The 25,858-nt window shown below is 70.8% G+C and carries 19 protein-coding genes; 11 read left to right on the top strand and 8 right to left on the bottom strand.

What is annotated here, in order from left to right; translation table 11 throughout:
- The first annotated feature begins 89 nt into the window (after positions 1 to 89).
- The 3 genes from mfd to OG210_RS19120 all read left to right on the top strand — a co-directional run bounded on the left by mfd (position 90) and on the right by OG210_RS19120 (position 6,773).
- Positions 90 to 3,629, top strand: coding sequence for a transcription-repair coupling factor (gene mfd, locus OG210_RS19110; RefSeq protein ID WP_328327350.1), 3,540 nt, complete (start codon positions 90 to 92; stop codon positions 3,627 to 3,629).
- A 120-nt stretch (positions 3,630 to 3,749) separates the two neighbouring features.
- On the top strand, positions 3,750 to 6,041 hold the full coding sequence (locus OG210_RS19115; protein ID WP_328327348.1) for an MMPL family transporter: 2,292 nt from the start codon (positions 3,750 to 3,752) through the stop codon (positions 6,039 to 6,041).
- A 45-nt stretch (positions 6,042 to 6,086) separates the two neighbouring features.
- Entirely contained in the window at positions 6,087 to 6,773 is a 687-nt protein-coding gene (locus OG210_RS19120; RefSeq protein WP_371537837.1) for an HNH endonuclease family protein, read from the top strand.
- A gap of 105 nt (positions 6,774 to 6,878) precedes the next feature.
- On the opposite strand, the gene OG210_RS19125 is transcribed toward OG210_RS19120, so the two are convergent.
- The 6 genes from OG210_RS19125 to OG210_RS19150 form a co-directional block, all read right to left on the bottom strand.
- Positions 6,879 to 8,069, bottom strand: coding sequence for an MFS transporter (locus OG210_RS19125; RefSeq protein ID WP_328335458.1), 1,191 nt, complete (start codon positions 8,067 to 8,069; stop codon positions 6,879 to 6,881).
- Between the two features lie 130 nt (positions 8,070 to 8,199).
- Positions 8,200 to 8,694, bottom strand: coding sequence for a GNAT family N-acetyltransferase (locus OG210_RS19130; RefSeq protein ID WP_328327344.1), 495 nt, complete (start codon positions 8,692 to 8,694; stop codon positions 8,200 to 8,202).
- Positions 8,694 to 9,959, bottom strand: coding sequence for a type III PLP-dependent enzyme (locus OG210_RS19135; protein ID WP_328327342.1), 1,266 nt, complete (start codon positions 9,957 to 9,959; stop codon positions 8,694 to 8,696). Before OG210_RS19135 ends, OG210_RS19130 begins: the two co-directional genes overlap by 1 nt.
- The gene (locus OG210_RS19140) at positions 9,949 to 11,256 is read right to left on the bottom strand and encodes a DUF6271 family protein (protein ID WP_328327340.1); all 1,308 of its coding nucleotides are present in this window, start codon (positions 11,254 to 11,256) and stop codon (positions 9,949 to 9,951) included. Before OG210_RS19140 ends, OG210_RS19135 begins: the two co-directional genes overlap by 11 nt.
- On the bottom strand, positions 11,238 to 12,302 hold the full coding sequence (locus OG210_RS19145) for a phytanoyl-CoA dioxygenase family protein (protein ID WP_328327338.1): 1,065 nt from the start codon (positions 12,300 to 12,302) through the stop codon (positions 11,238 to 11,240). Before OG210_RS19145 ends, OG210_RS19140 begins: the two co-directional genes overlap by 19 nt.
- Positions 12,303 to 12,721: 419 nt before the next feature.
- A complete protein-coding gene (locus OG210_RS19150; protein WP_328327336.1) occupies positions 12,722 to 14,224 on the bottom strand; it encodes a glycoside hydrolase family 3 protein in 1,503 nt (500 codons plus the stop codon).
- A 774-nt stretch (positions 14,225 to 14,998) separates the two neighbouring features.
- Between OG210_RS19150 and OG210_RS19155 the strand changes: the two genes are divergently transcribed.
- The 6 genes from OG210_RS19155 to OG210_RS19180 all read left to right on the top strand — a co-directional run bounded on the left by OG210_RS19155 (position 14,999) and on the right by OG210_RS19180 (position 19,981).
- Complete coding sequence (locus tag OG210_RS19155; protein WP_328327335.1) at positions 14,999 to 15,187, top strand: hypothetical protein; 189 nt, start codon at positions 14,999 to 15,001, stop codon at positions 15,185 to 15,187.
- Positions 15,188 to 15,197: 10 nt separating this feature from the next.
- Positions 15,198 to 15,884 (top strand): hypothetical protein, encoded by a 687-nt coding sequence (locus OG210_RS19160; RefSeq protein WP_371537842.1) that lies wholly within the window; start codon positions 15,198 to 15,200, stop codon positions 15,882 to 15,884.
- Positions 15,881 to 16,930, top strand: a complete 1,050-nt coding sequence (locus OG210_RS19165) for a hypothetical protein (protein ID WP_371537845.1) — start codon at positions 15,881 to 15,883, stop codon at positions 16,928 to 16,930. The genes OG210_RS19160 and OG210_RS19165 overlap by 4 nt, the downstream gene beginning before the upstream one ends.
- Positions 16,927 to 17,943, top strand: coding sequence for a hypothetical protein (locus OG210_RS19170; RefSeq protein ID WP_371537848.1), 1,017 nt, complete (start codon positions 16,927 to 16,929; stop codon positions 17,941 to 17,943). The genes OG210_RS19165 and OG210_RS19170 overlap by 4 nt, the downstream gene beginning before the upstream one ends.
- A gap of 62 nt (positions 17,944 to 18,005) precedes the next feature.
- Entirely contained in the window at positions 18,006 to 19,139 is a 1,134-nt protein-coding gene (locus tag OG210_RS19175) for a serine hydrolase domain-containing protein (RefSeq protein ID WP_371537852.1), read from the top strand.
- Between the two features lie 371 nt (positions 19,140 to 19,510).
- On the top strand, positions 19,511 to 19,981 hold the full coding sequence (locus tag OG210_RS19180) for a winged helix-turn-helix domain-containing protein (RefSeq protein ID WP_371537855.1): 471 nt from the start codon (positions 19,511 to 19,513) through the stop codon (positions 19,979 to 19,981).
- A 13-nt stretch (positions 19,982 to 19,994) separates the two neighbouring features.
- Here the strand turns inward: OG210_RS19180 and OG210_RS19185 are convergent, their stop codons facing one another.
- Positions 19,995 to 20,897, bottom strand: a complete 903-nt coding sequence (locus OG210_RS19185) for a class I SAM-dependent methyltransferase (RefSeq protein WP_328335456.1) — start codon at positions 20,895 to 20,897, stop codon at positions 19,995 to 19,997.
- A 299-nt stretch (positions 20,898 to 21,196) separates the two neighbouring features.
- Here OG210_RS19185 and OG210_RS19190 point away from each other — a divergent pair, with 299 nt between their 5' ends.
- Entirely contained in the window at positions 21,197 to 22,636 is a 1,440-nt protein-coding gene (locus OG210_RS19190) for an ATP-binding protein (protein ID WP_328327330.1), read from the top strand.
- On the opposite strand, the gene OG210_RS19195 is transcribed toward OG210_RS19190, so the two are convergent.
- Positions 22,599 to 25,154, bottom strand: coding sequence for a YfhO family protein (locus tag OG210_RS19195; RefSeq protein ID WP_328327328.1), 2,556 nt, complete (start codon positions 25,152 to 25,154; stop codon positions 22,599 to 22,601). The genes OG210_RS19190 and OG210_RS19195 overlap by 38 nt on opposite strands.
- Positions 25,155 to 25,338: 184 nt before the next feature.
- On the opposite strand from OG210_RS19195, the gene OG210_RS19200 reads away from it, so the two are divergent.
- Positions 25,339 to 25,791 carry a GtrA family protein gene (locus OG210_RS19200; RefSeq protein ID WP_328327326.1) on the top strand — a complete coding sequence of 151 codons (453 nt, stop codon included), beginning with the start codon at positions 25,339 to 25,341 and terminating at the stop codon, positions 25,789 to 25,791.
- Positions 25,792 to 25,858: the final 67 nt, after the last annotated feature.

Consider the following 25,858-nt stretch of genomic DNA (forward strand, 5'->3'; position numbering starts at 1 on the left):
GAACCACCCGCACCACCCCCGCCCGATGCCAGCCCGCCCCTGCCCGCCACCATCTGATTTCCGGATCCACCGGACGGAAAGCGTTCTTCATGAGCCTGCACGGTCTGCTCGATGCCGCCATCTCGGACCCCGCGCTCGCCGAAGCGGTGAAGGCCGCCGGCGACGGGCACCGGATGCATGTCGACCTGGTCGGCCCGCCCGCCGCCAGGCCCTTCGCCGTCGCCGCGCTGGCTCGCGAGACCCGCCGCACGGTGCTGGCGGTCACCGCCACCGGCCGCGAGGCCGAGGACCTGGCCGCCGCGCTGCGTTCGCTCTTCCCCGCGGACCAGGAGGACGCGGTGGTGGAGTACCCGTCCTGGGAGACGCTGCCGCACGAGCGGCTCTCGCCCCGGTCCGACACGGTGGGGCGGCGGATCGCGGTGCTGCGCAGGCTGGCGCACCCGAGCGCCGACGACCCGTCCGCCGGTCCGGTCAGCGTGGTCGTCGCGCCGATCAGGTCCGTACTCCAGCCACAGGTCAAGGGGCTCGGCGACCTGGAGCCGGTGGCTCTGCGCCAAGGTTCGTCCACCGATCTGGGCGAGATCACCGAGGCGCTGGCGGCCGCCGCGTACGCGCGGGTGGAACTGGTCGAGAAGCGCGGCGAGTTCGCCGTCAGGGGCGGCATCCTCGATGTGTTCCCGCCGACCGAGGAGCACCCCCTCCGGGTGGAGTTCTGGGGTGACGAGGTCGAGGAGATCCGTTACTTCAAGGTCGCGGACCAGCGCTCCCTGGAGATCGCCGAGCACGGGCTGTGGGCGCCGCCCTGCCGCGAGCTGCTGCTGACCGACGACGTACGGGAGCGGGCGGCCGCGCTGGCGCTGGCCCACCCCGAGCTGGGCGAGCTGCTCGACAAGATCGCCGAGGGGATCGCAGTCGAGGGCATGGAGTCCCTGGCTCCGGTTCTGGTCGACGACATGGAGCTGCTGATCGATGTGCTCCCCGCCGGTTCGATGGCCGTGGTCTGCGACCCGGAGCGGGTCCGCAGCCGGGCGGCGGACCTGGTGGCGACCTCGCAGGAGTTCCTGCAGGCGTCGTGGGCGGCCACCGCAGGTGGAGGGGACGCGCCCATCGATGTGGGCGCCGCCTCGCTCCGGGGTATCGCCGACGTCCGGGACCGGGCGCGGGAGCTGGGCATGATGTGGTGGGCGGTGAGCCCGTTCGCCGCGGACGAGGACATCGCCGACGACACGATCAAGCTGGGGATGCACGCCCCGGAGACGTACCGCGGCGACACCGCGCGGGCCCTCGCCGACACCAAGGGCTGGATCGCCGACGGCTGGCGCACGGTGTATCTCACCGAGGGGCACGGCCCCGCGAGCCGTACGGTCGAGGTCCTGAGCGGCGAGGGCATCGCCGCCCGGCTCGACGCGGACCTGGCCGAGCTGACGCCCTCGGTCGTGCACGTCTCGTGCGGCTCCGTCGACCACGGGTTCATCGACCCGGCGATCAAGCTCGCGGTGCTCTCCGAGACCGACCTCACCGGACAGCGCACCACGTCCAAGGACCTGGGCCGGATGCCGGTCAGGCGCCGGAAGTCCATCGACCCGCTGACGCTGGTGACGGGCGACTTCATCGTCCACGAGCAGCACGGCGTGGGCCGCTACATCGAGATGGTGCAGCGCACGGTGCAGGGTGCGACCCGTGAGTATCTGCTGGTCGAGTACGCCCCGGCCAAGCGCGGCCAGCCGGGGGACCGGCTGTACATCCCCACCGACCAGCTGGAGCAGGTCACCAAGTACGTGGGCGGCGAGGCCCCCACGCTGCACCGGCTCGGCGGCTCCGACTGGACGAAGACCAAGGCGCGCGCCAAGAAGGCGGTCAAGGAGATCGCCGGGGACCTCATCAAGCTCTACTCGGCGCGGATGGCGGCGCCCGGCCACTCCTTCGCCCAGGACACCCCGTGGCAGCGCGAGCTGGAGGACGCCTTCCCGTACGTGGAGACGCCCGACCAGCTCTCCACCATCGCCGAGGTCAAGGAGGACATGGAGAAGACGGTCCCGATGGACCGGCTGATCTGCGGCGACGTCGGGTACGGCAAGACCGAGATCGCGGTGCGCGCCGCCTTCAAGGCCGTCCAGGACGGCAAGCAGGTGGCGGTCCTCGTGCCGACCACCCTCCTCGTACAGCAGCACTTCGGCACGTTCACCGAGCGGTACGCGCAGTTCCCGGTGGTCGTCAGGGCGCTGAGCCGTTTCCAGTCGGACACCGAGGCGAAGGCGACCCTGGAGGGCCTGCGGGACGGCTCGGTCGACATGGTCATCGGTACGCACCGGCTCTTCTCGTCGGAGACGAAGTTCAAGGACCTGGGCCTGGTCATCGTGGACGAGGAGCAGCGGTTCGGTGTCGAGCACAAGGAGCAGCTGAAGAAGCTGCGCGCCAACGTCGACGTCCTGACGATGTCCGCGACGCCCATCCCCCGTACGCTCGAAATGGCCGTGACCGGCATCCGCGAGATGTCGACCATCACGACGCCCCCGGAGGAGCGGCACCCGGTGCTGACCTTCGTCGGCCCGTACGAGGAGAAGCAGATCGGCGCGGCCGTCCGACGTGAACTGCTGCGCGAGGGGCAGGTCTTCTACATCCACAACCGGGTCGACTCGATCGACCGTGCCGCCGCCCGGCTGCGCGAGATCGTCCCGGAGGCGCGCATCCAGACCGCGCACGGGCAGATGGGCGAGAGCGCCCTCGAACAGGTCGTGGTCGACTTCTGGGAGAAGAAGTTCGACGTGCTGGTCTCCACGACGATCGTGGAGTCCGGGATCGACATCGCGAACGCCAACACACTGATCGTGGAGCGCGGCGACAACTTCGGCCTCTCCCAGCTGCACCAGCTGCGCGGCCGGGTCGGCCGTGGCCGCGACCGCGGGTACGCGTACTTCCTGTACCCGCCGGAGAAGCCGCTCACCGAGACCGCGCACGAGCGGCTCGCGACGATCGCCCAGCACACCGAGATGGGCGCGGGCATGTACGTCGCGATGAAGGACCTGGAGATCCGCGGCGCGGGCAACATGCTCGGCGGCGAGCAGTCCGGCCATATCGCGGGCGTCGGCTTCGACCTGTACATCCGGATGGTGGGCGAGGCGGTGGCCGACTACCGTACGGCGGTCGACGGGGGAGCCGAGGAGGAGCAGCCGCTGGAGGTCAAGATCGAGCTCCCGGTCGACGCGCACGTCCCCCACGAGTACGCGCCCGGCGAGCGGCTGCGCCTCCAGGCGTACCGCTCGATCGCGTCCGCGACCACGGACGAGGACATCAGGGCGGTACGCGAGGAACTCACCGACCGGTACGGCAAGCTGCCCGAGCAGGTCGAGAACCTGCTCCTCGTGGCGGGGCTGCGGATGCTGGCGCGGGCCTGCGGGGTCGGCGAGATCGTCCTCCAGGGCCCCAACATCCGGTTCGCGCCGGTGGAGCTGAGGGAGTCCCAGGAGCTGCGCCTCAAGCGGCTCTATCCCCGTACGGTCATCAAGGCGGCGGCCCACCAGATCCTGGTGCCGCGCCCGACGGCCGGGAAGATCGGCGGCAAGCCGGTGGTGGGCCGCGAACTCCTGTCGTGGACCGGGGAGTTCCTGGCGTCGATCCTGGGGTCGTGAGGCCCGTTCCCCCGGGCGGGACGCGCCCGACAGTCAGGCAAAGCGGTCATTGAGCCCTAAAAAGCTATAATCGCCGCATTTATCTCTGCTGTCGGATCTCCGCACCCTCCAGGGGAACGTATGAGCGCGCAGAACGGTACGGACACGGGGGCGACAGCGGCGCCGGGCGCCGGGGCCCGGAGGGGCCGGCTGTACCGGCTCGGTACGTGGTGCGCCCGCCATTTCGTCATCGTCATCGTGGCCTGGCTGGTCGTACTCGGCGTGCTCCACGCCCTCCAGAGCAGCTTCGGCGGCACGTACTCGGACGACTTCTCGCTGCCGGGTACGCAGTCGAACAACGGCGCCGAGGTGCTCAGCCACCACGACCCGGCGGCGGGCGGGATCGGCGCGCAGGTGGTGCTGCACGACGGGCAGAAGTCCCTGACCGGCTTCCAGAGCCAGATCGACCAGACCGTCAGCTCGCTGCAGAAGCTCCCGCACGTCCTGTCGGCGGTGAACCCGCTGCCCGCCTCGCCCTCGTCGCCGCCCACCGGTGCGCTGTCGTCCGACGGGAAGACCGGCTACATCACTGTCCGCTTCACCGCGAACCCCACCTCGTTCGGGACGTCGTACCTCCACGGCGTGGACTCCGCGGTGCAGCCGCTGCGGGCCGCGGGCGTCGAGGTCGAGTACGGCGGGCCGCTCGGGGAGCTGGCCCGGCCCAAGGCCACCGATCTGACCAGCGAGGGCATCGGGTTCGCGGTGGCCGTGGTCGTCCTGCTCATCGGCTTCGGCAGCGTCATCGCCGCGGGGATCCCGCTCGTCACCGCGCTGATCAGCGTCGTCGTCGGGCTGAGCTGCCTGGCGCTGCTCGCCGCCGCGTTCACCTTCGCCAGTGTCTCGCCGACCCTCGCCACGATGATCGGGCTCGGCGTCGGGATCGACTACGCACTGTTCCTGATCACCCGTCACCGGCAGCAGCTCATCGACGGCGCCGACCCGGTCACCGCGGCGGGGCGGGCGGTCGCCACCAGCGGCCGGGCCGTCCTGGTCTCCGGCTGCACGGTCATCGTCGCGCTGGCCGGGCTGTATGTGTCGCAGGTCAGCTTCATCGGCAAACTCGGGGTCGCGTCCGCCGTCACGGTCGTCACCGCGGTGATCGGCGCGGTCACCCTCGTACCGGCGCTGCTCGGGCTCGCGGGATGCCGGATCGACCGCCTCCACGTACGGAAGCCGGTCGCCGAGGGCCTCGCTGTACCCGGGGCAGAACCGGCACCGGAGTCCGCGGGGTCCGGGGGCAAGGGAGGCGGCTGGCACCGCTACGCGCAGCGCGTGGAGCGCCGCCCGTGGTGGTTCCTGGTGACCGGAGTGGTGATCGCCGGGGTGCTGGCGATTCCCCTGTTCTCCATCCGGCTCGGCCACATCGGCGACGGCGCCGACCCCACCAGCTTCACGGACCGGCGCGCGTACGACCTGATCGCCAGCGGGTTCGGACCCGGCGCCAACGGCCCGCTGACCCTCGTCGTCGACCAGAGCAAAGTGCCGTCGAGCGACCGGTCCGCGCTGGCGGACAGCCTCAAGAAGGCGCTCACCGACGTCCCTGGCGCGGCGAGCGTCAGCAGCCTCATGCCTACCAGCGACGGCCAGGTGCTGACGGGTACGGCGGTCTCCCGCACCTCACCGCAGGACGCCGGAACCAGCACGCTGTTCAAGAACCTCAAGAACACCATCCTGCCCAACGCGGTGGCCGGGACCGCCGCCACGACCTATGTGACCGGCACGACCGCGGCCCAGCAGGACTTCCTCGACATCATCGCCGCCCGCCTCCCGCTCATCATCGGAGTTGTCGTCGCGGTCGCCTTCGTCATCATCCTGGCGGTGTTCCGCGGGCTCCTCGTGGCGCTCAAGGCCGCCGTGCTCAACCTCCTGTCCATCGCGGCGTCCTACGGGGTGGTCGTCGCCGTCTTCCAGTGGGGGTGGGGCGGCCCCTCGCTGGGCGTCCACGGGACGGTGCCGATCGAGAGCTACGTCCCGATGATGATGTTCGCCATCGTCTTCGGGCTCTCCATGGACTACGAGGTCTTCCTGCTCTCCCGGGTGCACGAGGCCTGGGTGCGCACCCGCGACAGCAGGGGCAGCGTCGCGCACGGCCTGGAGATCACGGCACGTGTCATCAGCTGCGCGGCGCTCATCATGGTCAGTGTGTTCGCCGCGTTCCTCCTCAGCGACAACATCGTGGTCAAGATGCTCGGTCTCGGACTGGCTGTCAGCGTCCTCATCGACGCCACGGTCGTCCGGCTGCTGCTGGTCCCGGCCGTGATGACCCTGCTCGGCAGGAGCGCGTGGTGGACGCCGCGCCGGCTCGACCGGGTGCTGCCGCACATCGACACCGAGGGCGAGCAGCAGGGGGCTGCCGGGGCCGGCCGGGCGTAATTAGGATTGTGCGGTCCCGACCCCAATCCGCCAGGACGGCTCTCCTTGATACGTACGCGCTCCGCCCTCCCCGCAGTTGTGGCCGTCGCCACCGCACTCGCCCTCGGCGGCTGCAAGGCCGGCGACGGCTCCTCCGGTTCGTCCGGGTCCGCGGGGAAGGCGCCGCACGGCTCCGCGCTCGCCGCCGCCGACGCCCTGACCGTCAAGGGGCGTGCGCCCAAGACCGGTTACGCGCGCAAGGAGTTCGGCAGCGCGTGGTCGGACACCGACCACAACCACTGCCCGACCCGGGACGACGTGCTCAAGCGCGATCTCCGGGACATCCGGTACAAGAGCGGTGACTGCCAGGTCACTTCGGGAACGCTGGTCGAGGACCCCTACACCGGGACGACGATCAAGTTCGTACGCGGGCACAGCAAGGTCGACATAGACCATGTCGTGGCACTCTCCGACGCCTGGCAGAAGGGCGCGCAGCAGTGGGACAAGGCCAAGCGGACCGCCCTCGCGAACGACCCGCTGAACCTGCTGGCCGTCGACTCCTCCACCAACCGCAGCAAGGGTGACGGTGACACGGCGACCTGGCTGCCCGCGTACAAGCCGGCGCGGTGCGGCTATGTCGCACGGCAGGTGGCGGTGAAGAAGAAGTACGGGCTGTGGGTGACGGGCGCGGAGCAGAACGCGATGAAGCGGGTCCTCTCCGGCTGCCCGTCCGAGAAACTGCCCACCGGCTGACGCGACTGTCGGCGGCCGTGACCGCCGGCTGACGCGACCACCGGCGAGCGCGCGACCGCCGGGCTGTCGCGGGGGCCGGGTGACGTAACCACCCGGCCCCCGCCGTCAGTTCTCGGCCACCGGCACCCAGCGGATCCGGGTCGCGCACACGGAGACCAGGAGGGCCGCGGCCGCCACCGCGCCCATGCCCCACACCAGGCCGCCGGCGTTCGCGATGAAACCGATCACCGCCGGTCCGGCCAGCAGTCCGACGGTCCCCATCGCGGCGACCAGCGCCAGCGCCTCCGGGCCCTGCCGCGCGGCGGCGACGTACACGCAGGGCGTCACGGCCGCCACCCCCAGGCCGACACAGGCGAACCCGATGAGCGCCGGTACCACCCCGCCGGCCAGCAGGGCGACCGCGAGGCCCGCGCCCGCCAGCACGCTGCCGGTCAGCACGATCCGCCCGTCGCCCCAGCGGGTGCGCCAACCGTCGGCGAAGACACGGGCCAGCACCATCATGACCGAGACGACGGCGATGCCCAGCGGGGCCACCGAAGCCGCCGCCTTGAGCACGTCCTTCATATAGAGCGCCGACCAGTCGTTCATGGCGCCCTCGGTCACGGTGCCGAACGCCATCGCGCACCCCATCCACAGCGTCATCCGCGACGGTACGGACAGCCGGCGGCGGGCCGTCGCCTTCTTCTTCTCCGGCTGACGGCTCTCCGGCTGTCTGCCCTCCGGTTGCTGGTCCTCCGTCAGCAGCCCGGTCTGGGCGAACCCGACCAGCAGGAGCAGGACCACGGCCGCCACACCGAAGTGGGCTGCCAGCGATGGGGTCACCGTGTTCATGCCTGACGCCAGCAGCGCCGCGCCCAGCGACCCGGCGCTGAACGTCGCGTGCAGTTTGGCCATGGCCGTACGCCCGTACGCGGTTTCGAGCGCGGCTCCCTGCGCGTTCATGGCCACGTTCAGACAGCCGACGGCGATTCCGTCGCAGCCCACGATGACCACGGCGACCGGATAGTCCGGCACCGCGGCAAGCGCCAGCAGGAGCAGTCCGAGGCAGAGCGCGGACAGCGAGGCGAGGCGGCGGGAGCCCAGACGCCTCATCAGTACGGTGACGAGCGGGAACGAGACCGCCGCACCCGCACCGCAGGCCATCAGCAGCAGGCCCAGTTCCGCCTCGGTCAGATGGAGTTGCGCCTTGAGGGTGGGCAGCCGCGATGCCCAGGTGCCGTACTGGAAGCCCAGGAAGCAGAACAGCGCGGCGATCGCCACTTGCGCCCGGCGGAACGGATCGCGCACCCGGATCAGGTCGAGCGGCCGCCGCCGGGCTCCGGCGGTGATGGCGGTGGTGGCGGCAGGGCCGGCCGGACTCGGCTCGATGACCGAATCGGTGACCGGTTCGATGACCGGCTCGGTTCCGACGTCTTGGTGGGTCATTTCATACCGCCTTGGACATGTACACCGCGTTCGTCCCGTAACTCCCCGGGAGTGCGATGTCGCGATGGGCCGCGTATCCGTTCGCCGACCAGAAGGTCTCGCTGCCCGCGACGGAGATGAGGGAGATGCGTTCGTGCGTCTTCGACCTGGCGGTCGCCGTGAGGCGGTGCAGCAGACGCTTCGCCAGCCCTCTGCCACGGAGGTGTTCGGCGATGACGAGATCGTGCAGATGCAGGTTGGGCGAGTGGAAGACGGTCCTCTCCGCCCGGTTCAGGTCGGGGTACTGGAACAGCGGGTAGGGCAGGGCCAGCAGATAGCCCGCGATCTGCCGGTCGAGGCGCAGCACGAAGCAGGTGGCGGGCGAGGGGCGGGCCCGGGACTCCAGCGCGGCCCGGCCCTCCGAGAGGGCGCTGTCGGTGTACGTACTGGCTTCCAGCGCCGCGATGCCGTTCCAGTCGTCGGCGGTGATGTTCCGTATCTGAACGTCCTGGCCCATTACGGCAGATCCTCCGTGGCTGTCCCGGTGGCCGGTGTCCCGGCAGCCGCGTTCCGGGCACCGGACGGCAGCCCGCGAATCACGGTGTACGGAAGCGGGCTGAAACCGTTGAAGCCCTGCGTCGCGTAACTGGTGGCGTAGGCGCCGGACGAGAGGACCCAGACCGGGTCCCCCGACGCCACGGCCTCGGGCACCTGGACGAGGCGGTGCTCATGGGCGTAGGCGTCGTCGCTGTCGCAGGTGGGTCCCGCGACCACGGCCGGTACGGAGGGCGCTCCCGGGTGGGAGGGGAAGACCAGCCGGTACTGGAGCTGGTCCATCTCGTACAGGCCGTTGAACTTTCCGCAGCTCAGGTACAGCCAGTGCTGACGTTCACCGTTCAGCTGCTCCCGCGTGGACAGCCGCGCCACATGGGCCCGGATGGCGCCGTGGTCGGCGACCAGGTGGCGCCCCGGCTCCATGACGAAGTCCAGCGGGGTGTCGGAGACCGCCCGCAGGTGCCGGGTGCCCTCCCGGATCGCCGCGAAGATCTTGTCCAGCGGCGGATCCAGCGGCCTGCCCCGGCTGTCGAGATATCCGAGTGCGGGCAGCCCGCCGCCGAGATTGATGTGGTCGAGGTGGATCCCCCGGTCCCGCAGGGCCCCCAGCACGCCGGCGATGCTCGCGAACGCGCTCTCCCAGGCCTCGGCCGTCATCTGCTGGGAGCCGACGTGCACGGAAAGACCGGCAGGCGTCAGCCCCGCGGCCCGCGCTGTCTCCAGTACCCGTACGGCATCGGTGCCCGAGCAGCCGAACTTCTTGCTGAGTCCCCACAGCGCGCCCTCGCCGCTGGTGGCCAGCCTGCAGAACACCCGTGCGCCGGGGGCGTGCGCCGCGATGGCGGCCACGTCCTCCACGCTGTCGGTCGCGAAGTCCCGGATGCCGAGCCGGTGCGCGTCGCTGATGTTCCGGTCGGACTTGATGGTGTTGCCGTAGTGGATCCGGCCGACCGGCACGCCGGTCCTGATGGCCCGCTCGATCTCGTGGGGGCCCGCCGCGTCGAACCCGGCACCCTGCTCGGCCAGACAGGCGAGCACCTCGTCCACCGGGCAGGACTTCATCGCGAACCGGACGGCGATGTCCGGCAGTTCCCAGGTGAGCGTCTCGTACTGCTGCCGGATTCCGCCGAGATCGTAGACGATCCGGTCGTCGGAAGCCGCCGCCAAGGCTTCGTGCAGGGGGGTGTTGAGGTGCCCGATGCTGTTGTTGAGGGGGCTAGTGCTCATGGATGCCTGCTTCCCTGCTCACCCGTATCAGTGGTTCCCAGGCCTGGATCAGCAGCGCGAAGTCCTCCATGTCCCGCTGGGCCTCGTTGAGCAGCCGGTCGCCGCGTGCCGCCAGCGCGTCGGCGAACTCCGCGTACCGGCCGCCGAGTTTCCGGTAGGAACGGTCGAGGCTGCGCAGCCGCTCCTCGTTCTCCTCCCGGTCCAGCCAGCTGCTCTCCCGGGCGAACTCGGCCACCATGTCGGCACGCAGCCGCAGCCGGTCGTCGAGCAGCGAGTCGCCGGCCTCCGCCATCCGCTCGTACACCGAGTTGAAATAGAGCATGGACAGGAAGAACTTCACCAACCGCAGCTGGTACGCCATGAATCCGGCGTCGGTGCGCCGTTCCCCGGTGTAGAAGTTCACGATGTGGCGGTTGTGCAGGACGCCGGGCAGTCCGGCGTCGTGGACCAGGTGCATCAGGAAGTAGTCGCTGCCGATGGTGTCGGTCGCGGGCGGCAGCGGCACGCTCTCGTACACGTCGCGGTGGAAGCTGATGTTGCACATGTCCACCCGCATGGGATCGACCAGGCCGACGGCCGAGTGATCGTACGTGAACGGGTCGGTGCCCGCGCCCTTGAACGCCTCGGCGACCAGCTGTTCCCTGGCCTCGTCCGACCACGTACGCGGGGCCCACAGGCTGACGACGTCGTGGTAGACGGCGGGGTCGAGCTGTTGGATCTCACTGATGTCCACGGACAGTTCGCCCACGAAGGAGCTGCCCACCAGGGACACCGTCCGCTGTGCGTGGGCGGGGTCGAGGCGGGTGTCGGACACGTTGTCCACCGTGTCGATCGCGCGTTTCCCGAGCGACATCAGCTCGTGGTGGACGGGGAACAGCGGCACGCCGTTCAGCGTCTGATAGGTGCTGTCCGAGTCCCTGCGGTGCAGTGATGCGCAGCCGAGCGCGGCCGCGATCAGGAAGGCGCGGTTCGTGCAGGCGCCGTACGAGACCTCGGAAGGCAGCATGAGGTCGAGCAGCAGATCGGGCTTGGCCACATCGGCGAGGCTGATCAACCGCCGCAGTAACGACCGCTGTTCCGCTTCGTCCAGGTGGTGCACGATCACGTTCGGTGTTCCGGTGGCCTCGCCGGCGACTTCCGCGTGCTCGGCGAAATCCCGCTCGTCCGAAGAGTCCAGGATCAGCAGGTGCACTTCGACGTCGAAGTGCGCGGCCGCGTACTGCGCCTCGGCACGCATGGCCGAAATCGTCGCGGCGCACGCCCTGTTGGTGGGAAGGGTCAGACAGATTCGGTGCATGTCAGTTCTCCGGTAAACCGCTCGGCGTTCCGGCCGCCCCAGGATTCGAGTCCCAGGAGCTTCGCGCCGAGGTCGCTCAGTTCGGCGGCGCCGTACCTGAGGGATTCGTGCCGGTCCGCGTCGCCGACCAGCGTCTTGTTCCAGTCCGGGGTGGAGAGGGTGCGCCAGGATTCGATCCGGGACTTCCGCATCTCCTGGTGGGACTCCAGCGCGGGCATCATCGAGAGGTACTGGACGGCGCGTACGCCGCTCTGCGAGATGTTGCGCGCCACACCGTGGGCGAGCAGGCCGTTCCAGATCAGCAGATCGCCCGCCTTCAGTTCCGGCTGCACGACGGGGAACTCCGCGCGGTCGGTGCCCGGCCTGATCGGATCCCGGCCGTCGGGCTGCGCGATCCGCCACCGGTCGAACTGGCGGAACAGCTCGGGCGAGCACTGGAATCCGCCCCGCTCCGGGTCGGTGTCGTTCAGCGCGATGATGCCCTGGACGCGCTGGGGCAGCACGCTGAGCGTGGTGTCGACGTCCCAGTGGAGCTCGATGTCGAACCCCTCGTCCGTGGGCGCGATCAGCGCGCGGTCACGGTTCTTGATGTTGGGCGGGTTCAGATTGAGCCGGTCCAGGGTGACCCACAGCTCCTCGCAGTCCCACACGTCGGCGAACGCGTCATGGACGCGCTGCGCCTGGCGGCTGTCCCAGATGAGCTGGTGGTGGTACGCCTCCACGAAACCGTAGATGTGCAGTTCACGGTCCAGGTCCGACCGGAAGTTCCGGTCCGCGTACCAGGTGTCGGGCCGGTCCGGATCGAGGCCCTGGAAGTCCCAGGTGAAGTCCAGCAGGCGCTGCGCCGCGGCAGCCGGTATCGCCTCTTTCACGACGACGTAGCCGTAGGTCTGCCAGAAGGCGAAGTCCTCTTCCGACAGCACGCGCAGCGGCTGCGACTTCTTGATGTCCCGCAACGGGGTCTGCGCCAGGTACATCTCCCCGTCCGTACTGAAATAGGGGAGGTCCGATGCGGCTCGATACAGGTAGGGGTCGGACGTCGACATGCAACCACTCCAGATATGAAGGTGCTGGTTCTGGTTCTGCTTCTCGTTCTGGCCGGAAAGTTCGGGCGCGGCCGTCCGGCGGCGCGTCACGCGCGGCGGAATCATGGGCCGGGCCGGGCCGCGGAAGGATGCCGTCGGCGGACCGTGGGTCCGGCGGGACGGCTGCGGGGTGGGGGAGTTCACCCGTGCGACGGCGGATGCGGCGGCGTTGCCGCGTACGCGCTCCGGGCCCGCACCGCACGGCGGGATGCGGTCCCGCGGTGCGGTGGGTGCCGGGTGTGCGGGTGGGAGGTGGTGAGTGGGGTGCCGCCCCCTGGAATTCGCCGGGGGGGCTTCCAGATGTGGGTCTTCCGGGGCGGTGCCGGCCGGTGGGTGTGGTCCGGTGGTGCGGTCCGCCAGGTGCGGTCCGCCGGGTGCGGTCAGCCGGCCAGTACCTCGGCCGCGGCCACGCCCGACGCGGTGGTGGCTCCGTAGGTCGTGATGTGCACCGCGCCCTGGGTCGCGGAGGCCGGCAGGCCCATCTCGATCACGACGGAGTCGGGCCGCGCGGTCAGCAGGTACTTGAGGGAGTCCGTCATCCAGGTGTGCCTGCAGGCGTCCCGGACCACGACGACCAGCGGCCGTTCGGTGGCGGGGTCCAGCGCGTACTGGTCGAGTACGGTCAGATCCGCTGTCACGTCCTCCTCGTGGATCCCGACGGAGGTCGTTCCGGCCAGCCGCTCGCGCAGCGGGGCCGCGACGCCCCAGGGCGTCTCCTTGGCGATGGCGAGGTTCATCGACGGGATGAGCTCCACGACGTGCGGTGCCGTGTCGAGCGGCAGGGGCCCGCCGTCCGCCGGGGTCAGGCGCAGCGCCCGCCGGGCGGCCGCGAAGCCGATGTCGGACTTGATCCGGTGCGGCTGCGTGGCGTGGAAGATGCCGTTGGACCAGGCCGAGAACTCCTCGACGCGTGCGGCCGCTTCTCTCAGCCGCTCCTCGGACAGCTCACCGTTGTGGACGGCGGACACCAGGGCCGCGCTCAGCAGGCCGACCACCTCCGGGTCGGCGCTCTCGCCGCCGACGCACACCGCGTCGGCGCCGCCCGCCACCGCCCGCACCGTGGCGCCGTCGATACCGTAGAGACCGCTGACGGCCCCCATCTCGATGGCGTCCGTGATGACCAGGCCGTCGAAGCCCATCTCCTTGCGCAGCAGGTCGACGAGGAGGCGCGGGCTCAGCGTGGCGGGGAGGTCGGCGTCGTAGGCCGGTACCAGCAGATGGCCGCTCATGACGGCCCGTACACCGCTCTCCATGGCCGCGTGGAACGGCGGAAGCGCCTGCTCCCTGACGTCTTCGGCGGTCGCGTCGTAGCGGGGCAGCCCGAGATGGGAGTCCACCGCGGTGTCGCCGTGGCCGGGGAAGTGCTTGGCGCAGGCGGCCACTCCGGCGGACTGGAGACCGCGGATCCAGGCACCGGTGTGCCGGGCCACCAGATCCGGGGTCGAGCCGAACGACCTGACGCCGATGACCGGGTTGTTCGGATTCGAGTTGACGTCCGCACTGGGTGCGTAGGTCAGGCTGATGCCGGCGGAGTGCAGCTCGTGGCCGATGTCCCGGCCGACCGCTTCGGTCAGGTCCGTGTCGTCGATCGCGCCCAGCGCCAGATTCCCCGGGCGGGTGCTGCCGGTCAGCGACTCGATCCTGGTGACGTCGCCGGCCTCCTCGTCGATGGCGATGATGAGGTCCGGGTTCTCCGCGCGCAGTTGCCGGGTGAGCCGGATCAGCTGACCCGGGTTGGCGATGTTGCGCGAGAAGAGGACAACGCTGGACAGTCCCTCACCGATCCGGCGGAGCAGCCAGTCCGGTGCCTCGGTGCCCTTGAAGCCAGGCTGGAGGATCTTGTAGGCGAGGTGCGTCAGTTCACTGCTTGGTGTGCTGGGCAAGGTCAGCCGGGCCTTCCTGGCGTGCCGATAGGGGACCGAGCCGCCACGTGCAGGCCATGTGCTCGGCCATGTGCTTGGTCCAGACCAATTGGATAGTGGCCTGGACCAAGCGTCACGTCAAGTGCCGTGATGGTGTGCGCTCGCCCCTGTTCGCCCGGAATGACTGCCCGTCAGTACCGTTCTGTCTGCCCCGAAATGGGACCGCGGGGCTCTGGTGTTCCGGCGGGGGTGAGGGGTGGATTCCGGCACTGCGGGACTGGGTTCATGACCGAACTCGGCCCGTTCTGGCGGGAGTTCATGGCGCGCCGCGCTGCCGGATGCTCTCCTCCGCCCGGCCACCGCGCGGCACTGGCCCTGCTCGGCCCCCTGCCCGGCCCCCGGCTCGGCCGGGACGGCGATCTCGTACGGGTCCGCCGGGGCGTCCGGCAGGGCGGGGTCCGGTGTACGGAAGGCGCGCTGTTGCGGGTCGCAGGGGCCCCGGGGCCGGACGGGCCGACACGGGGCCGGGCGGCGAATGGCCCGCCGGTGGACGGCCATAGGGGGAATGCGCACTACGAGGTCATGCGCCAGCCCCCTCGCCGGGCTGCGGGCCGTCGCTGGGATTCCCCCGTGAGTGCCTGTGAACACCGCCTGCGAACCCCATGGTCACCCCGCCGTTCACCATTCAATTGAAGCCTGGAGGATCGGGATTCCTGGCTCCCTTTGCGTGCGTCCGGTTCCTGGGTTTGACGGAGACCGCAAGGCACAAATCCCCCTATACGGATGGGAAGCCTCATGTACTCCACTGAACCGGTGACGGACCGCCTGGCAACCGACCTCGACGAGGACGTCGAGGCCGCGCTCAACCCGGGCGAGGCCGAAGGCGTCTTCCGCGACTCGCGTGAGTGCGCGAGCCTGGCGCTGATCGGCGGATCGGGCGCGTTGCTGCTCTCGCCGCCGACTCCGCGCCCGAAGAAGGCGTAAGCAGTCGCACATGGACCAGTCAAGTGCGTCCTCCCGCATCGCGGGGGCTGTGCGTGACCTGGCATCCGAGGTGGTCTTCGCTCTGCAGAGCGAAGACCACCTCTCCACGGTCTGCGGCGCCGCCGGAATCGGCGAGGACGACAGAACCGGGATCGCCGCGGTCAGGGTCATCGGGGCCGATCTGCTGCTGCCGAGCCTGCTGTACGGACGTGATCCGCACCCCGGTGACATGGCGGTGCTGCAGCGTGCCGTGATCGACTTCCCGCCGCGCGCGGGCGCCCCGGCGGCGTCCGCCTGGAGCCACTGGGCGATGGCGTCGGCGCTCGGCACGCCCCGGATGGACGACGCGGTGCTGGAACCCGATACCGCGTGGCTCGAACAGGCCCCCTGGCAGGCGTTCACCCACCAGCTCTCCGTACTCGCCCCGCTCGCCCGGCCCGCTTCCGCCTCGGCGGTCAACCGGGTCGCGAGCCACCGGCCGGCCGACGTGGCCCGCGGATTCGTCCGTGCCGTACGGCGCCGCGACTGGCTCCAGACGGCCCGGGCCGGCCGCTGGCTCGCCACGCTCGACAGGGTGCCCGACACCCTGGGCCTGGCCGCCGGCCTGGACTTCGTCCAGCTCATGGGCGGTCAGGACCCCCGGGTGGCCCTTCATCTGCGCGCGGCCGGACTGATCAGGTCGGGACAGGCGCGGTGACGGCGGCCCCGGAAGCGGGAACCCCGCGAACACAGCCCCTGGGCCCCGGACTTGTGCACGGTGTCGCGGGCGCCGCCCTGGACTGGGTGCGGGACAACCGCTCCGGCTTCGTGCTGCCCGACGACGTCCTCGAACCCCACACCGACGTCAACCGCACCATGAAGCCCCTGGGCGAACTGGCGCAGCTGTGCACCACGGTCCGCCGCCGCACCCACCCCGACGACCCGCACCGTGCGGCGGCTGCCGCTCTCGTACGGTTCGCCTGGGAGCAGGTCCGCGAGGGGGAGCTGCTCCTCGACCTGGCCCGTAACGAGCCGTTCGCCACGTATCCCTTCGAGATCTACGCGGCCTTCGCGGGCGAAGGGCTGCGCCACGAGGGCTTCGAACGCCTCGCCTCCGTCGTCGCCGCCACCCGGGGCTGGGCGCTCACCGAGCAGCACGCCAACCGCGAGCTGGGGCTGCTCAACTCCGAGCGGCGGATCGGCGTTCCCGCGCATACGGCGGCGGACCCGGTGCTGCGCCGCACCTGGCTCGGCGGGCTGCCCGAGCCGTGGGCCTTCGAGCGCGCTTCCGGGTACGCGCTGACGCATGTGGTGTTCCACCTCACGGACTGGGGCAACGCCCCGCAGCGGATGCCGTACGACGTCGCCGGGTATCTCGGCACCTGGCTCCCGGCGTGGATCGACGGCTGCTTCGAGAACGGCCAGTGGGACCTGGGCGGCGAGCTGCTCGCCGTCGCCGCCTGTCTGCCGGGCCCGCCGCCGGTGGAGCTGGTGGAGACCTGCTGGCCGGTGCTCGCCGCCGTACAGGACGGCACGGGCGCCGTCCCCGAGACGGGCCCGCCGCTCGTACGGGGCGGGGGAGGGCACCAGGCCGGCGAGCCGGGAGCCGCAGCCGATGCCGATGCCGATGCCGATGCCGATGCCCGCGAGGCTCCGCGTGAGTTCCTGAACTGCTACCACTCGACGCTGGTCACGGCCTTCGCGGCCGCGCTGACCCTGGCCCGGCACAGCCCGGCCGGCCCACCGGACGGAGGCGCCGCATGAACGACGGCGAGCAGACAGCAGACGCGGCAGCCGGTACCGGCACGGGCACAGGCCCGGGCAGTACAGGCACAGGCCCGGGAGCAGCCACCGCCACCGGCATCCGGCAGATCCACGAGGTCGGATCACGCGCCCTGGAGTGGCTGTACGCCCACCGCGACGGCTTCCGCCTGGAGGACGACCCGGACCCGGAGACCGGCGCGCTGGACCGCTTCAAGCCGCTCGGCGAGCTGGCCCTCATCGGGAAGGTCATCTTCCGCGAGGGCGTCGCGGGCTCGAAGCAGGCCACGACCGCGCACAAGCTGCTGGACCACGCCTGGCACGAACTGCTGGAGTCCGGGGCCAGGCTCGCCGAGGGCCAGACCCATGAACCGCTGTCGCCGGTGCCCTTCGAGGTCTACGTACCGTTCAAGGAGCTCGGCTACAGCAACCCGCAGGTCGAGGCCGCCGCCCGGCTCAACCACCGGCTCGTCAGCCGGCAGGTGCTGGAAGTGCTGCCGGTCCGCCGGCTCGGGCTCTCCGCCATGGAGCGCCGCTTCGGTCTCCCGCCCGCCGTGCCGGAGGACGAGGCCGCCGCCCGCACCTGGCTCGCGCACCGCCCGGAGCCGTGGACGGTGGAGGGCCACATCGGCTACGACATCACGCACACGGTCTTCCACCTGACCGACTGGGGTGAGAATCCCTCCGGTCTGCCCCCTGCCGTCGCCGACTATCTGGCCCTCTGGCTGCCGGTCTGGCTGGACGACTGGCTCGACCTCGGGCGGTGGGACCTGCTCGGCGAACTGCTCGTCGTGGACGCCTGCTTGCCGCAACCGACGCTGGACCCGGCGGCCTGGCGCGGCTTCGCGGCCGCCCAGCAGCCCGACGGTGCGATGCCGGTACGGGGCCCGATGCCCGAGGGCGACGCGGAGTACGTCTTCGATCTCGTCTACCACCCGACCCTGGTGGCCGCGTTCGCCTCCGCGCTGGCGCTCTCCCGAGCCATGGCGGACCTGACCGCACCGGCCCCTTCATGACAGGAACGGAACCGGGGCCGGGACCTGAGACGGAGGCGACGGAGACACAGACACAGTCACAGATGCGGACACGGACACGGACACGGACGCGGACACGGACCGGCATCGCCGCCCGCCTGGCCGCCGCCGCGCAGGCCGTCGACACCCCGGGCATCGTCATCGCGGTGAGCCACCGTGGCCACCGCACGGTCCACTGCGGGGGCAGCGCCCCTCCGCCGGCCGTCCCGCGCGACCAGCAGCGGTACGAGATCGGCTCGGCGTCGAAGACGTTCACCGGCCTCCTCCTCGCGGAACTCGTAGGCACCGGCCGCCTCTTGTACGACGACGTGGCCGCCCACCACCTGGCGCCGGGCCGGACGCCGGACACCGCCCCCAGGAACCCGGCGACCCTGCGGCACCTGATCACGCACACCGCCGGGCTGCCCGCGCTGCCGGCCGACTTCTACCCGCAGGCGGTCCGGCGCTGGTCGACCGACCCGTACGGGGGCTACCCGGCCGAACGCGTCGTGGCCGCCTACCTCCGCACCCGGCCACGCCACCGCCCGGGCACCCGCTGGCACTACTCCAACTTCGGCGCCTCGGTCCTGGGCCACACCCTCGCCGCCGCGACGGCCACCCCGTGGGAGGAGCTGATCACCCACCACGTCCTGGCCCCGCTCGGCCTGACCGACACCCGCCTGCACCCGGAGGGCACACCCGGCGCGGGCGCTGACGGGCCGTGCGCCGACGGCCCGTGCGCCGGCGGCGCGGATACGGGCGGACCGGCCCCGGGCCGGCCGGGCGCCGACGCCACGGGGCACCGCCCGAACGGCGTCACTCCCGTACCGGGTCTGGTCATGGGCGGCTTCCAGCCCGCAGGCGCCGTGCGCGCGACCCCCAGCGACCTCCTGACCTACCTGGAAGCACACCTGGATCCGTCCGGCACCCCGCTGGAGACCGCCCTCCACGCGGTCCGCCGCCCCGTACTCCGCCGTGGGCTGGGCCACCGCCACACCCACACCCTCACCTGGTTCCAACACCCCTCGCCGCAGGGCCCGTTGTACTTCCACGCGGGCGCCACCACCGGCCAGCAGGCCTTCCTCGGCTTCCGGCCGGCCACACACACGGCGGTGGTGGCCGTGGCCACCCGCCGTATCCGCCTCCGGGACACGTTCATCGCGACGGCGTACGCACTGCTCAGCGAGGAATCCGGCTGAGTCGCGGCCGCACTCGCAATAATTCCTGGATGAGGGCCGGTTGAGGAACAAGGGGATTCGGGTGATCCCCACAGGCCGCGAGGATCAGGCCGAAATGGCCGGCCCTTCGAGGCGATGTGCCGGCTATCCGATTTCTGATATCGGTGCCCGGGTGTCGTGACATCCACTATGTGGAGGTTACTTTCCGAACTTATGCCATCACGTGTAGTGTTTGGCGCGCCGCTGTCGAACGCGGCCGTATTTCCGTGAACGTCTGCTCTGCACACCCCGATGGGAATGAGTAGCCAATGTCCACAGGCACTTTCACAGCACACGGTCCGGACCGGACTGGATGGCACGCTGTGCCAGGTCGCCCGCCGACTGACCCCGCGGTGACCGTCGAACCGATTTCCCGCGGGCGATGGATGCTCGCGGCTCAGGGGTATGTCCCCGTCTCGGTGCACCAGACATCCTCAGAGGTCCACCTCGTGTTCGCGCCTTCCCCGGAACCGGAGGCCATTCCCGGGTACATGGCTGAAAGAGCCGAATCGGCCGCGCCCCCGGAACCCCTTACGGACCCCATCCAAGTCGACCACGATGCACGCACGGTGCATGTCGCGGGGCGTCAACTCGAACTGCCCAAGCTGGAGTTCGACCTGCTGGCATATTTCATTTCCCGGCCGCTCCACGTCCATACGCGCCATCGGCTCATCGCTGCGATCTGGCCCGATTCGGCAGGCAGTGAACGAACGGTGGACGTACATGTCGCCCGTCTGCGCCGACGCCTCGGCCCGCAGTACCGAAAGGCCATCGCGACGGTTGTCGGCGTGGGCTACAAGTACGTTCCGGCCCTCGCGGGGTAACCAGCGGCTCCCTCTACCCGCGCCGCCGCGCGGACGCCGCCGCCTTGGCGAGGAACGGGGGCAGGACGTTCGCCGCGAACCGGTGCAGCGGTGGGCGGCTGCGGGGTGTCGTGGCCGGGCCGGGTGTGCGGGCTGTCGTGGTCCGCGGTGGTGCGGGGTGGCGGGACACGGGCTGCGGCGGGAGCTGCGCCTTCTTGCCGCTGATGCGGATGAGCGGTTCGCCCGCGACGGACTCCTCGCCGTGCCAGAGGTCCTTGCGGGTCGCGAGCCAGGCCGCCAGTTCGGCGCGCAGGGCGGTGGGGTCGCCCCAGGTCCCGTAGAGCTTGGTGCCGGTGATGCAGAGGACGTGCAGACCCCCGCTGGTCACGGCCTGCCAGGCCGCTGCGGCGACGCCGGGGCAGTGCTCGGCGCGGAAGTCGTCCAGGACGACGACGCCGTACGGCTTCAGTACCGCGCGGGCCGTCGCGATGTCGGCGTGGACGTGTTCGTACAGATGCGAGGCGTCGACATGCACGAAGCGGCAGCTGCCGTCGGCCACCCGGCCGGGCACCATCGACGACAGGCCCTGCAGGACGGTCGGCAACTCGTCGTGGAAGGACAGGTAGTTCGCCTCGAACGCCCGCCGGGTGAGTGTGGAGTACGACTTGGCCATCTCGGCGTCGTTCGCGGAGTCGTCGGCGGGGCCGTCGAACAGGTCGCAGACGGTGAAGCGTTCGCCGGGGCGCAGATAGGAACCGGTGAAGATCGCGCTCTTGCCCATGTACGCGCCCACTTCCAGCAGGTCGCCGGCCTCGGCGAGGCCCTTCTGCCGGGTCAGGAGCCAGTCGAAGAGCAACTGGTCCGCCGCGAAGAACCACCCCTTCACCTCGTCCAGCCCGGCGGGGGCCGGAAGCTGCTCGGTGTCGTCCGCGGACATGTGGTCCGAAGGGCTGCTGCCCGACGGCGTTGCGCCGGGTGTGCTGCTGGTCATGAGGGATCCGTTCGGAGATCGCTGAACCCGCCAGTACGTGTGCGTCGCGCGCCGGACGCGCCGCGCTGTGGGTTCGGCGGGCCGCGCCGGCTGCCCGAGAGCCTGGTGGCTTCCGGTGTCGTCGCGGTGAGATCCACCCGTCCGCCCCGTGAATGGGCGGTGCAAGGCCGGGTCGTGCTTAACGTACATTGATGTATGATACGTCTTTGTATGTAGCGAGAAGTGAGAAGTGATACGGGGCCTCCATGGACTTCTACGGACGCCGATACGTCTTCGACGATCTGCACCGCCGTCTGGACCGAATCCGGGAGACCGGCACCGGCCAGTTGCTTGCCGTGCGGGGGCGGCGTCAGGTGGGGAAGTCCCGCCTCTTCACGCGCTTCGTCGAGCGGGCCGGACTCCCGTACCTCTACTTCACGGCTGTCAAGAACGCGCCACCGACGGCCCAGCTGCAGACCCTCACCGCAGACATGCACACGTCGACCACTCCGCTCAAGGACGCCGAGACGCTGTTCGCCGCTCCGCCGGCGGACTGGCGGGACGCACTCGGCCGTATCGCCGTCGCCTGCCGGGACACTCCATCCGTCGTGGTCATCGACGAGTTCCCCTGGGCGGCCGGCGTTGATCCCACCCTTGAAGGGCAGCTGCAGAACGCCTGGGACCGGCAGCTTGAGCACGCGCCCGTACTCTTCGTGCTGATCGGTTCCGACGTCACCATGATGGAACGGCTCACCGAGCACGACAGGCCGCTGTACGGACGGGCGAAGAACCAGACGATCTCGCCGTTCAATCCGGCCGAGTGCGCCGAGGCGTTGGGGCCTGACACCGACCCCATGGCAGCGTTCGACGCCGCTCTGGTCACCGGCGGTTACCCCCGGCTGGTGGCGGACCGGGCGCGCGTGGCGAGCACCGCGACTTTTGTGCACGAGCAGCTGGGCGACGAGAACAGTGATCTCGCGGTCATGGGGCAGCGCTCACTGGACGCCGAATTCCCTGACGCCCAGCAGGCCCGGCGGGTGCTTTCGGCGATCGGCGGTACGGAGGTCGGTTCCGGCACCTTCAGCCAGGTCGTCGGCAGGCTCCCGGAGGCGGGGACCACCGCGCAGACCGCGGTGACGCGTGCGATAAGAGTGCTTTCGGAGAAGGGGGTCGTGGCTGTCGACGTCCCCGTCGGAAGCAGCCCCGGCAGCAGGCTGCGCCGTTACCGCATCGCCGACCCATGTCTCCGGTTCTGGTTCCGCTTCGTCGAGGAGCAACTGCCCCACATCGCGCGGGGGCGCCCGGACATCGCCCGCAGCGCTTTCGACCGGGGCTGGCCGAGTTGGCGGGGCCGGGCGGTCGAACCGCTGGTCCAGGACGCGGTGTCGCGCCTCAGCCTCGGAATGCCCGGTCTTCAGGGAGCGGGTCAGGCCGGCAGCTGGTGGAACCGTGACAACAGCGTCGAGTACGACATCGCCCTGCCGGCCGCCGCCGGGAGGGAAGTGCTGCTCGTCGGGTCGGTGAAGTGGCGCGAGAACAAGCGGTTCGGCGCACGGGACCTGGACCGTCTCGCCGATGCGCGGCACCGAGTCCCCGGCGCCGACACTGCCCGGCTGCTGGCGGTGTGCCCGGCCGGGCTCGCCGACGGCGTACGCCCGGACCTCGCACTCACCCCCGCCGACCTGCTGTCCGCCTGGCAGAACTGACCGCCGCGGCAACTCCACTCCCCGCAGCCGGTGTTGCGGCGGTGAGCGGCGGGCCTGCGGCCGTCGTCGGCGCGGCAGCTCCCCGGCCGGGTCCCCGGCGCCGCACTCCCCGTACGACCGCCGCCCCGATCAGCAGGGCCAGCGCCAGACCCCCCACCGCCGAGCCGATCCGCAGTCCGGGCGGGCGGAAACCGCAGCTCACGCTTGTCGCGTCGCCGGTCAGCGGTACCGCCACCAGGCCCAGATACGAGCGCGCCGGGTGGTCGGCCCCGTGGCCCGTGTGGCACTGCCAGCCGGAGATACGGGGCATCGCGAACACCGCGGTTCCCTTTGAACCCGGCGGGAGTTGGGCCCGTACCCCGTCGTCCGTGACCTGGACCGAGGTCGCGCCCGTCTCCGTCAGATGGTTCACCGCGCGGGCCAGTTCCGGGCGGGACAGGCAGCCCGTCCTGCCGTGCGGGTGCGGGGTGACCGCCGCGCCGCCCGGAGCCCGGCCCATCGGCTGGAGTGCGGCGCGCCGGCCCCGCTGACCGCCGCGCAGTTCCACCGGTTCGCCGCTGCCCAACTGGGCGGAGCCCGTGAAGTCCGGTGCCGAGTAGAAGACGTCGGTACCGGCCGGGCACTTGTCCGCGTACGTGTACACGTCCGCGCCGAGCAGCAGTTCCTGGTTCCGGAACGGGGAGCGTCCGAAGTGCGGCGCCGGGCCCGGCGGCCGTACCGTCACCAGCGGAGGCGCGGCCGCCCGCGTCACCGTCACGGCACCGGCGCCCTTCGGGTCCGGCGCCGACCGCACCCGCGCGCCCACCGAGAAGATCGCGTCCGTCACCGGGTTGTCCAGCGACTGTATGTTCCGCCCCCGCGAGGTCCAGCCGGCCCCCAGCGCGGCCATCGTCCGGGTGTACGGGTCCGGCGTCATGCTGCTGTAGTACGAGCCGCCCTCCCCGCCGACCAGCAACGGGTCGTTCCCGGTGGTCTGCTGGCGCCCCGGGTCGGTGCGGTAGTGCGGCCAGCCGTCGGCCCGGGCGACCGCTGCCGCCTCATCGTCCAGGTGGCGGCCCCAGGGCGCGTAGTCGTCGAGCCGGTGGATCTTGACCCGGTCCGCGTACGCCGTCGTCGCGGCCGCCTGACCCGCCTGCGCCCCCACGAGCAGCAGCACGGCGACGACCGGCTGCCAGCGACGGACCCGCACCCCGGGCCGCGCGTCGCCGGTCCGCCCGGTGCCCGGTTGCCGCCCCGCCCTCCTCAGCAGCACCAGCCCGGCCACCGCCGCGGCCAGGCCGAGTCCGAAGAGCGGATACGTATATACAGTCACCGTCCGCGAGAAGGCGGCGAAGGCCGCCCCCACGGTGAGCACCCCCGCCCCGCCGGCCAGGGCCCGGCCGCCCGGCACCCCGTACGAGAGCGCTGTCCAGGCCGCGATCACCAGCAGGCCGCTCAGGACGAACGTCTGCCGGTACGGGCTGCCGTTCGGCGTCGCGAACACATGCCAGAACAGATGCGTGGGCTTCCACTGCATCGACAGCGCGACCAGCACCACGAGCCCCGTCCACGCGGCCCGCTCCCGGCGCGGCACCGCCCGGTGGAAGGCCAGCGCGCAGACCAGCAGCAGGGTGCCCGTGCCGAGGAACAGCGCGGGCGTGGAGAAGCTGTACGTGGCGGGGAGCGTGCGCGCGAACACATCCGTCCAGGAGGCGGGCGCGAAGTTCCGGGTCCAGCCCGGGTACGCGTGCCGGGTCCCGAGGAAGACCGTACAGAGGAGCGGGGCCGAGAGGCCGATGCCGAGCAGGACCGTTCCGGCCGCCCGGAGCAGCACCCGGACCGGACGGTGCGCTCCCGTCCCCTCTCCCCTGATCAGCAGCAGCCGTACCAGCAGCACCAGCGCCGCCCCGATGGTCGCCATGTACGCGGTGTAGAAGTTCGCGGTCCAGGCGAGCGCGACGACCACCGGTCCGAGGAGCGGCCGGCGCCCGTTCCGCACCCACTCGCCGACCAGGCACAGCAGCGGGAAGGCGACCAGCCCGTCCAGCCACATCAGGTTGTACGACGCCTCCAGGACCGACCAGCCGCAGAGCGCGTACGAGGCGCCGAGCAGCCCGGCCGCCCACCAGCGGCCGGGCCGCAGCGTGAGGAGCAGTGAGGTCATCGCCGCCGAGGCCGCCGCCATCTTGAGCAGGGTGACCACATACACCGCGAGGTCGATCCGGTCCTTCGGGAAGGCCGCCACAAGCAGCGCGAACGGGCTGCTCAGATACGTCCCCAGATCCGGCAGGAAGGACGTGCCGAACCCCGACTGCCAGTTGAGCAGCAGCCCGCCGTGCGCCCTGCCGTGCAGCAGATCCTGGAGGTGGGCGTGGAAGGGGATGTACTGGTTGCCCAGGTCGCTGATGCTCCGGTGGCGCGGACCGTAGGGATAGATACGGGCGGCGGCGTCCCCGGTGCACACGGCCAGTACGGTGAGCAGCGTGGCCAGTACGGTGGCACGAAGGCGGGGTGTCACTGCCGGACGGCGGGGTCTCATGCCCCGAATATGGCAGTGAATACGCGGAATTGGCCTGGAATATGGTGAGTTCACTCAGCCGTCACCGGGACTTCAACTTCACCGGGGGCCGGGTGTGTCCTCCTGTACCCCTGCCCGCACTCCCGTCCTCTCGCCTCTTCTCCCCTTCTCTCCCTTCCTCCCGCTTTCAGGAGCGCGTACGCAGATGAACACCGCACGGCTGGCCCCTACGGCGAAGCTGGGCCAGCTGGTCCGCTTCGCTCTCGTCGGTGTGGTGAACACCGGTACGTACTACGGCTGTTACCTGCTCCTGCTCACGCGGCTCCCGTACCTCGCCGCGCACACCGTCGCCTTCTGCCTCAGCATGGTCGGCTCCTTCTTCATGAACGCCCGGTTCACCTACCGGATCCGGCCGACCTGGCGGAAGTTCCTGCTCTTCCCGCTGACCAACGCGGCCAACTTCGTGATCACCACCGGTGGGGTGTACCTGCTGGTGGACGTGGCCGGCCTCAGCGCCTCCTACGCACCACTGGTCGCGGCGGCTGCCGCCATTCCGCTCACTTTTGTCATCTCGCGGACGATCATGCTCCGCCCCGACAACCGGGAAGCCCCTGAATCGTTGGTCGAACCAGTGGCCCCCGCCACGCCAAGTGCCTAACATCGATCAACGCAAGGCCTTGTGCCCACCCGTCACCCGGCCGCCACCCCGCAAGGAGGCGCCGGGC

The organism is Streptomyces sp. NBC_00466, from assembly GCF_041433995.1.
Lineage (GTDB): Bacteria > Actinomycetota > Actinomycetes > Streptomycetales > Streptomycetaceae > Streptomyces.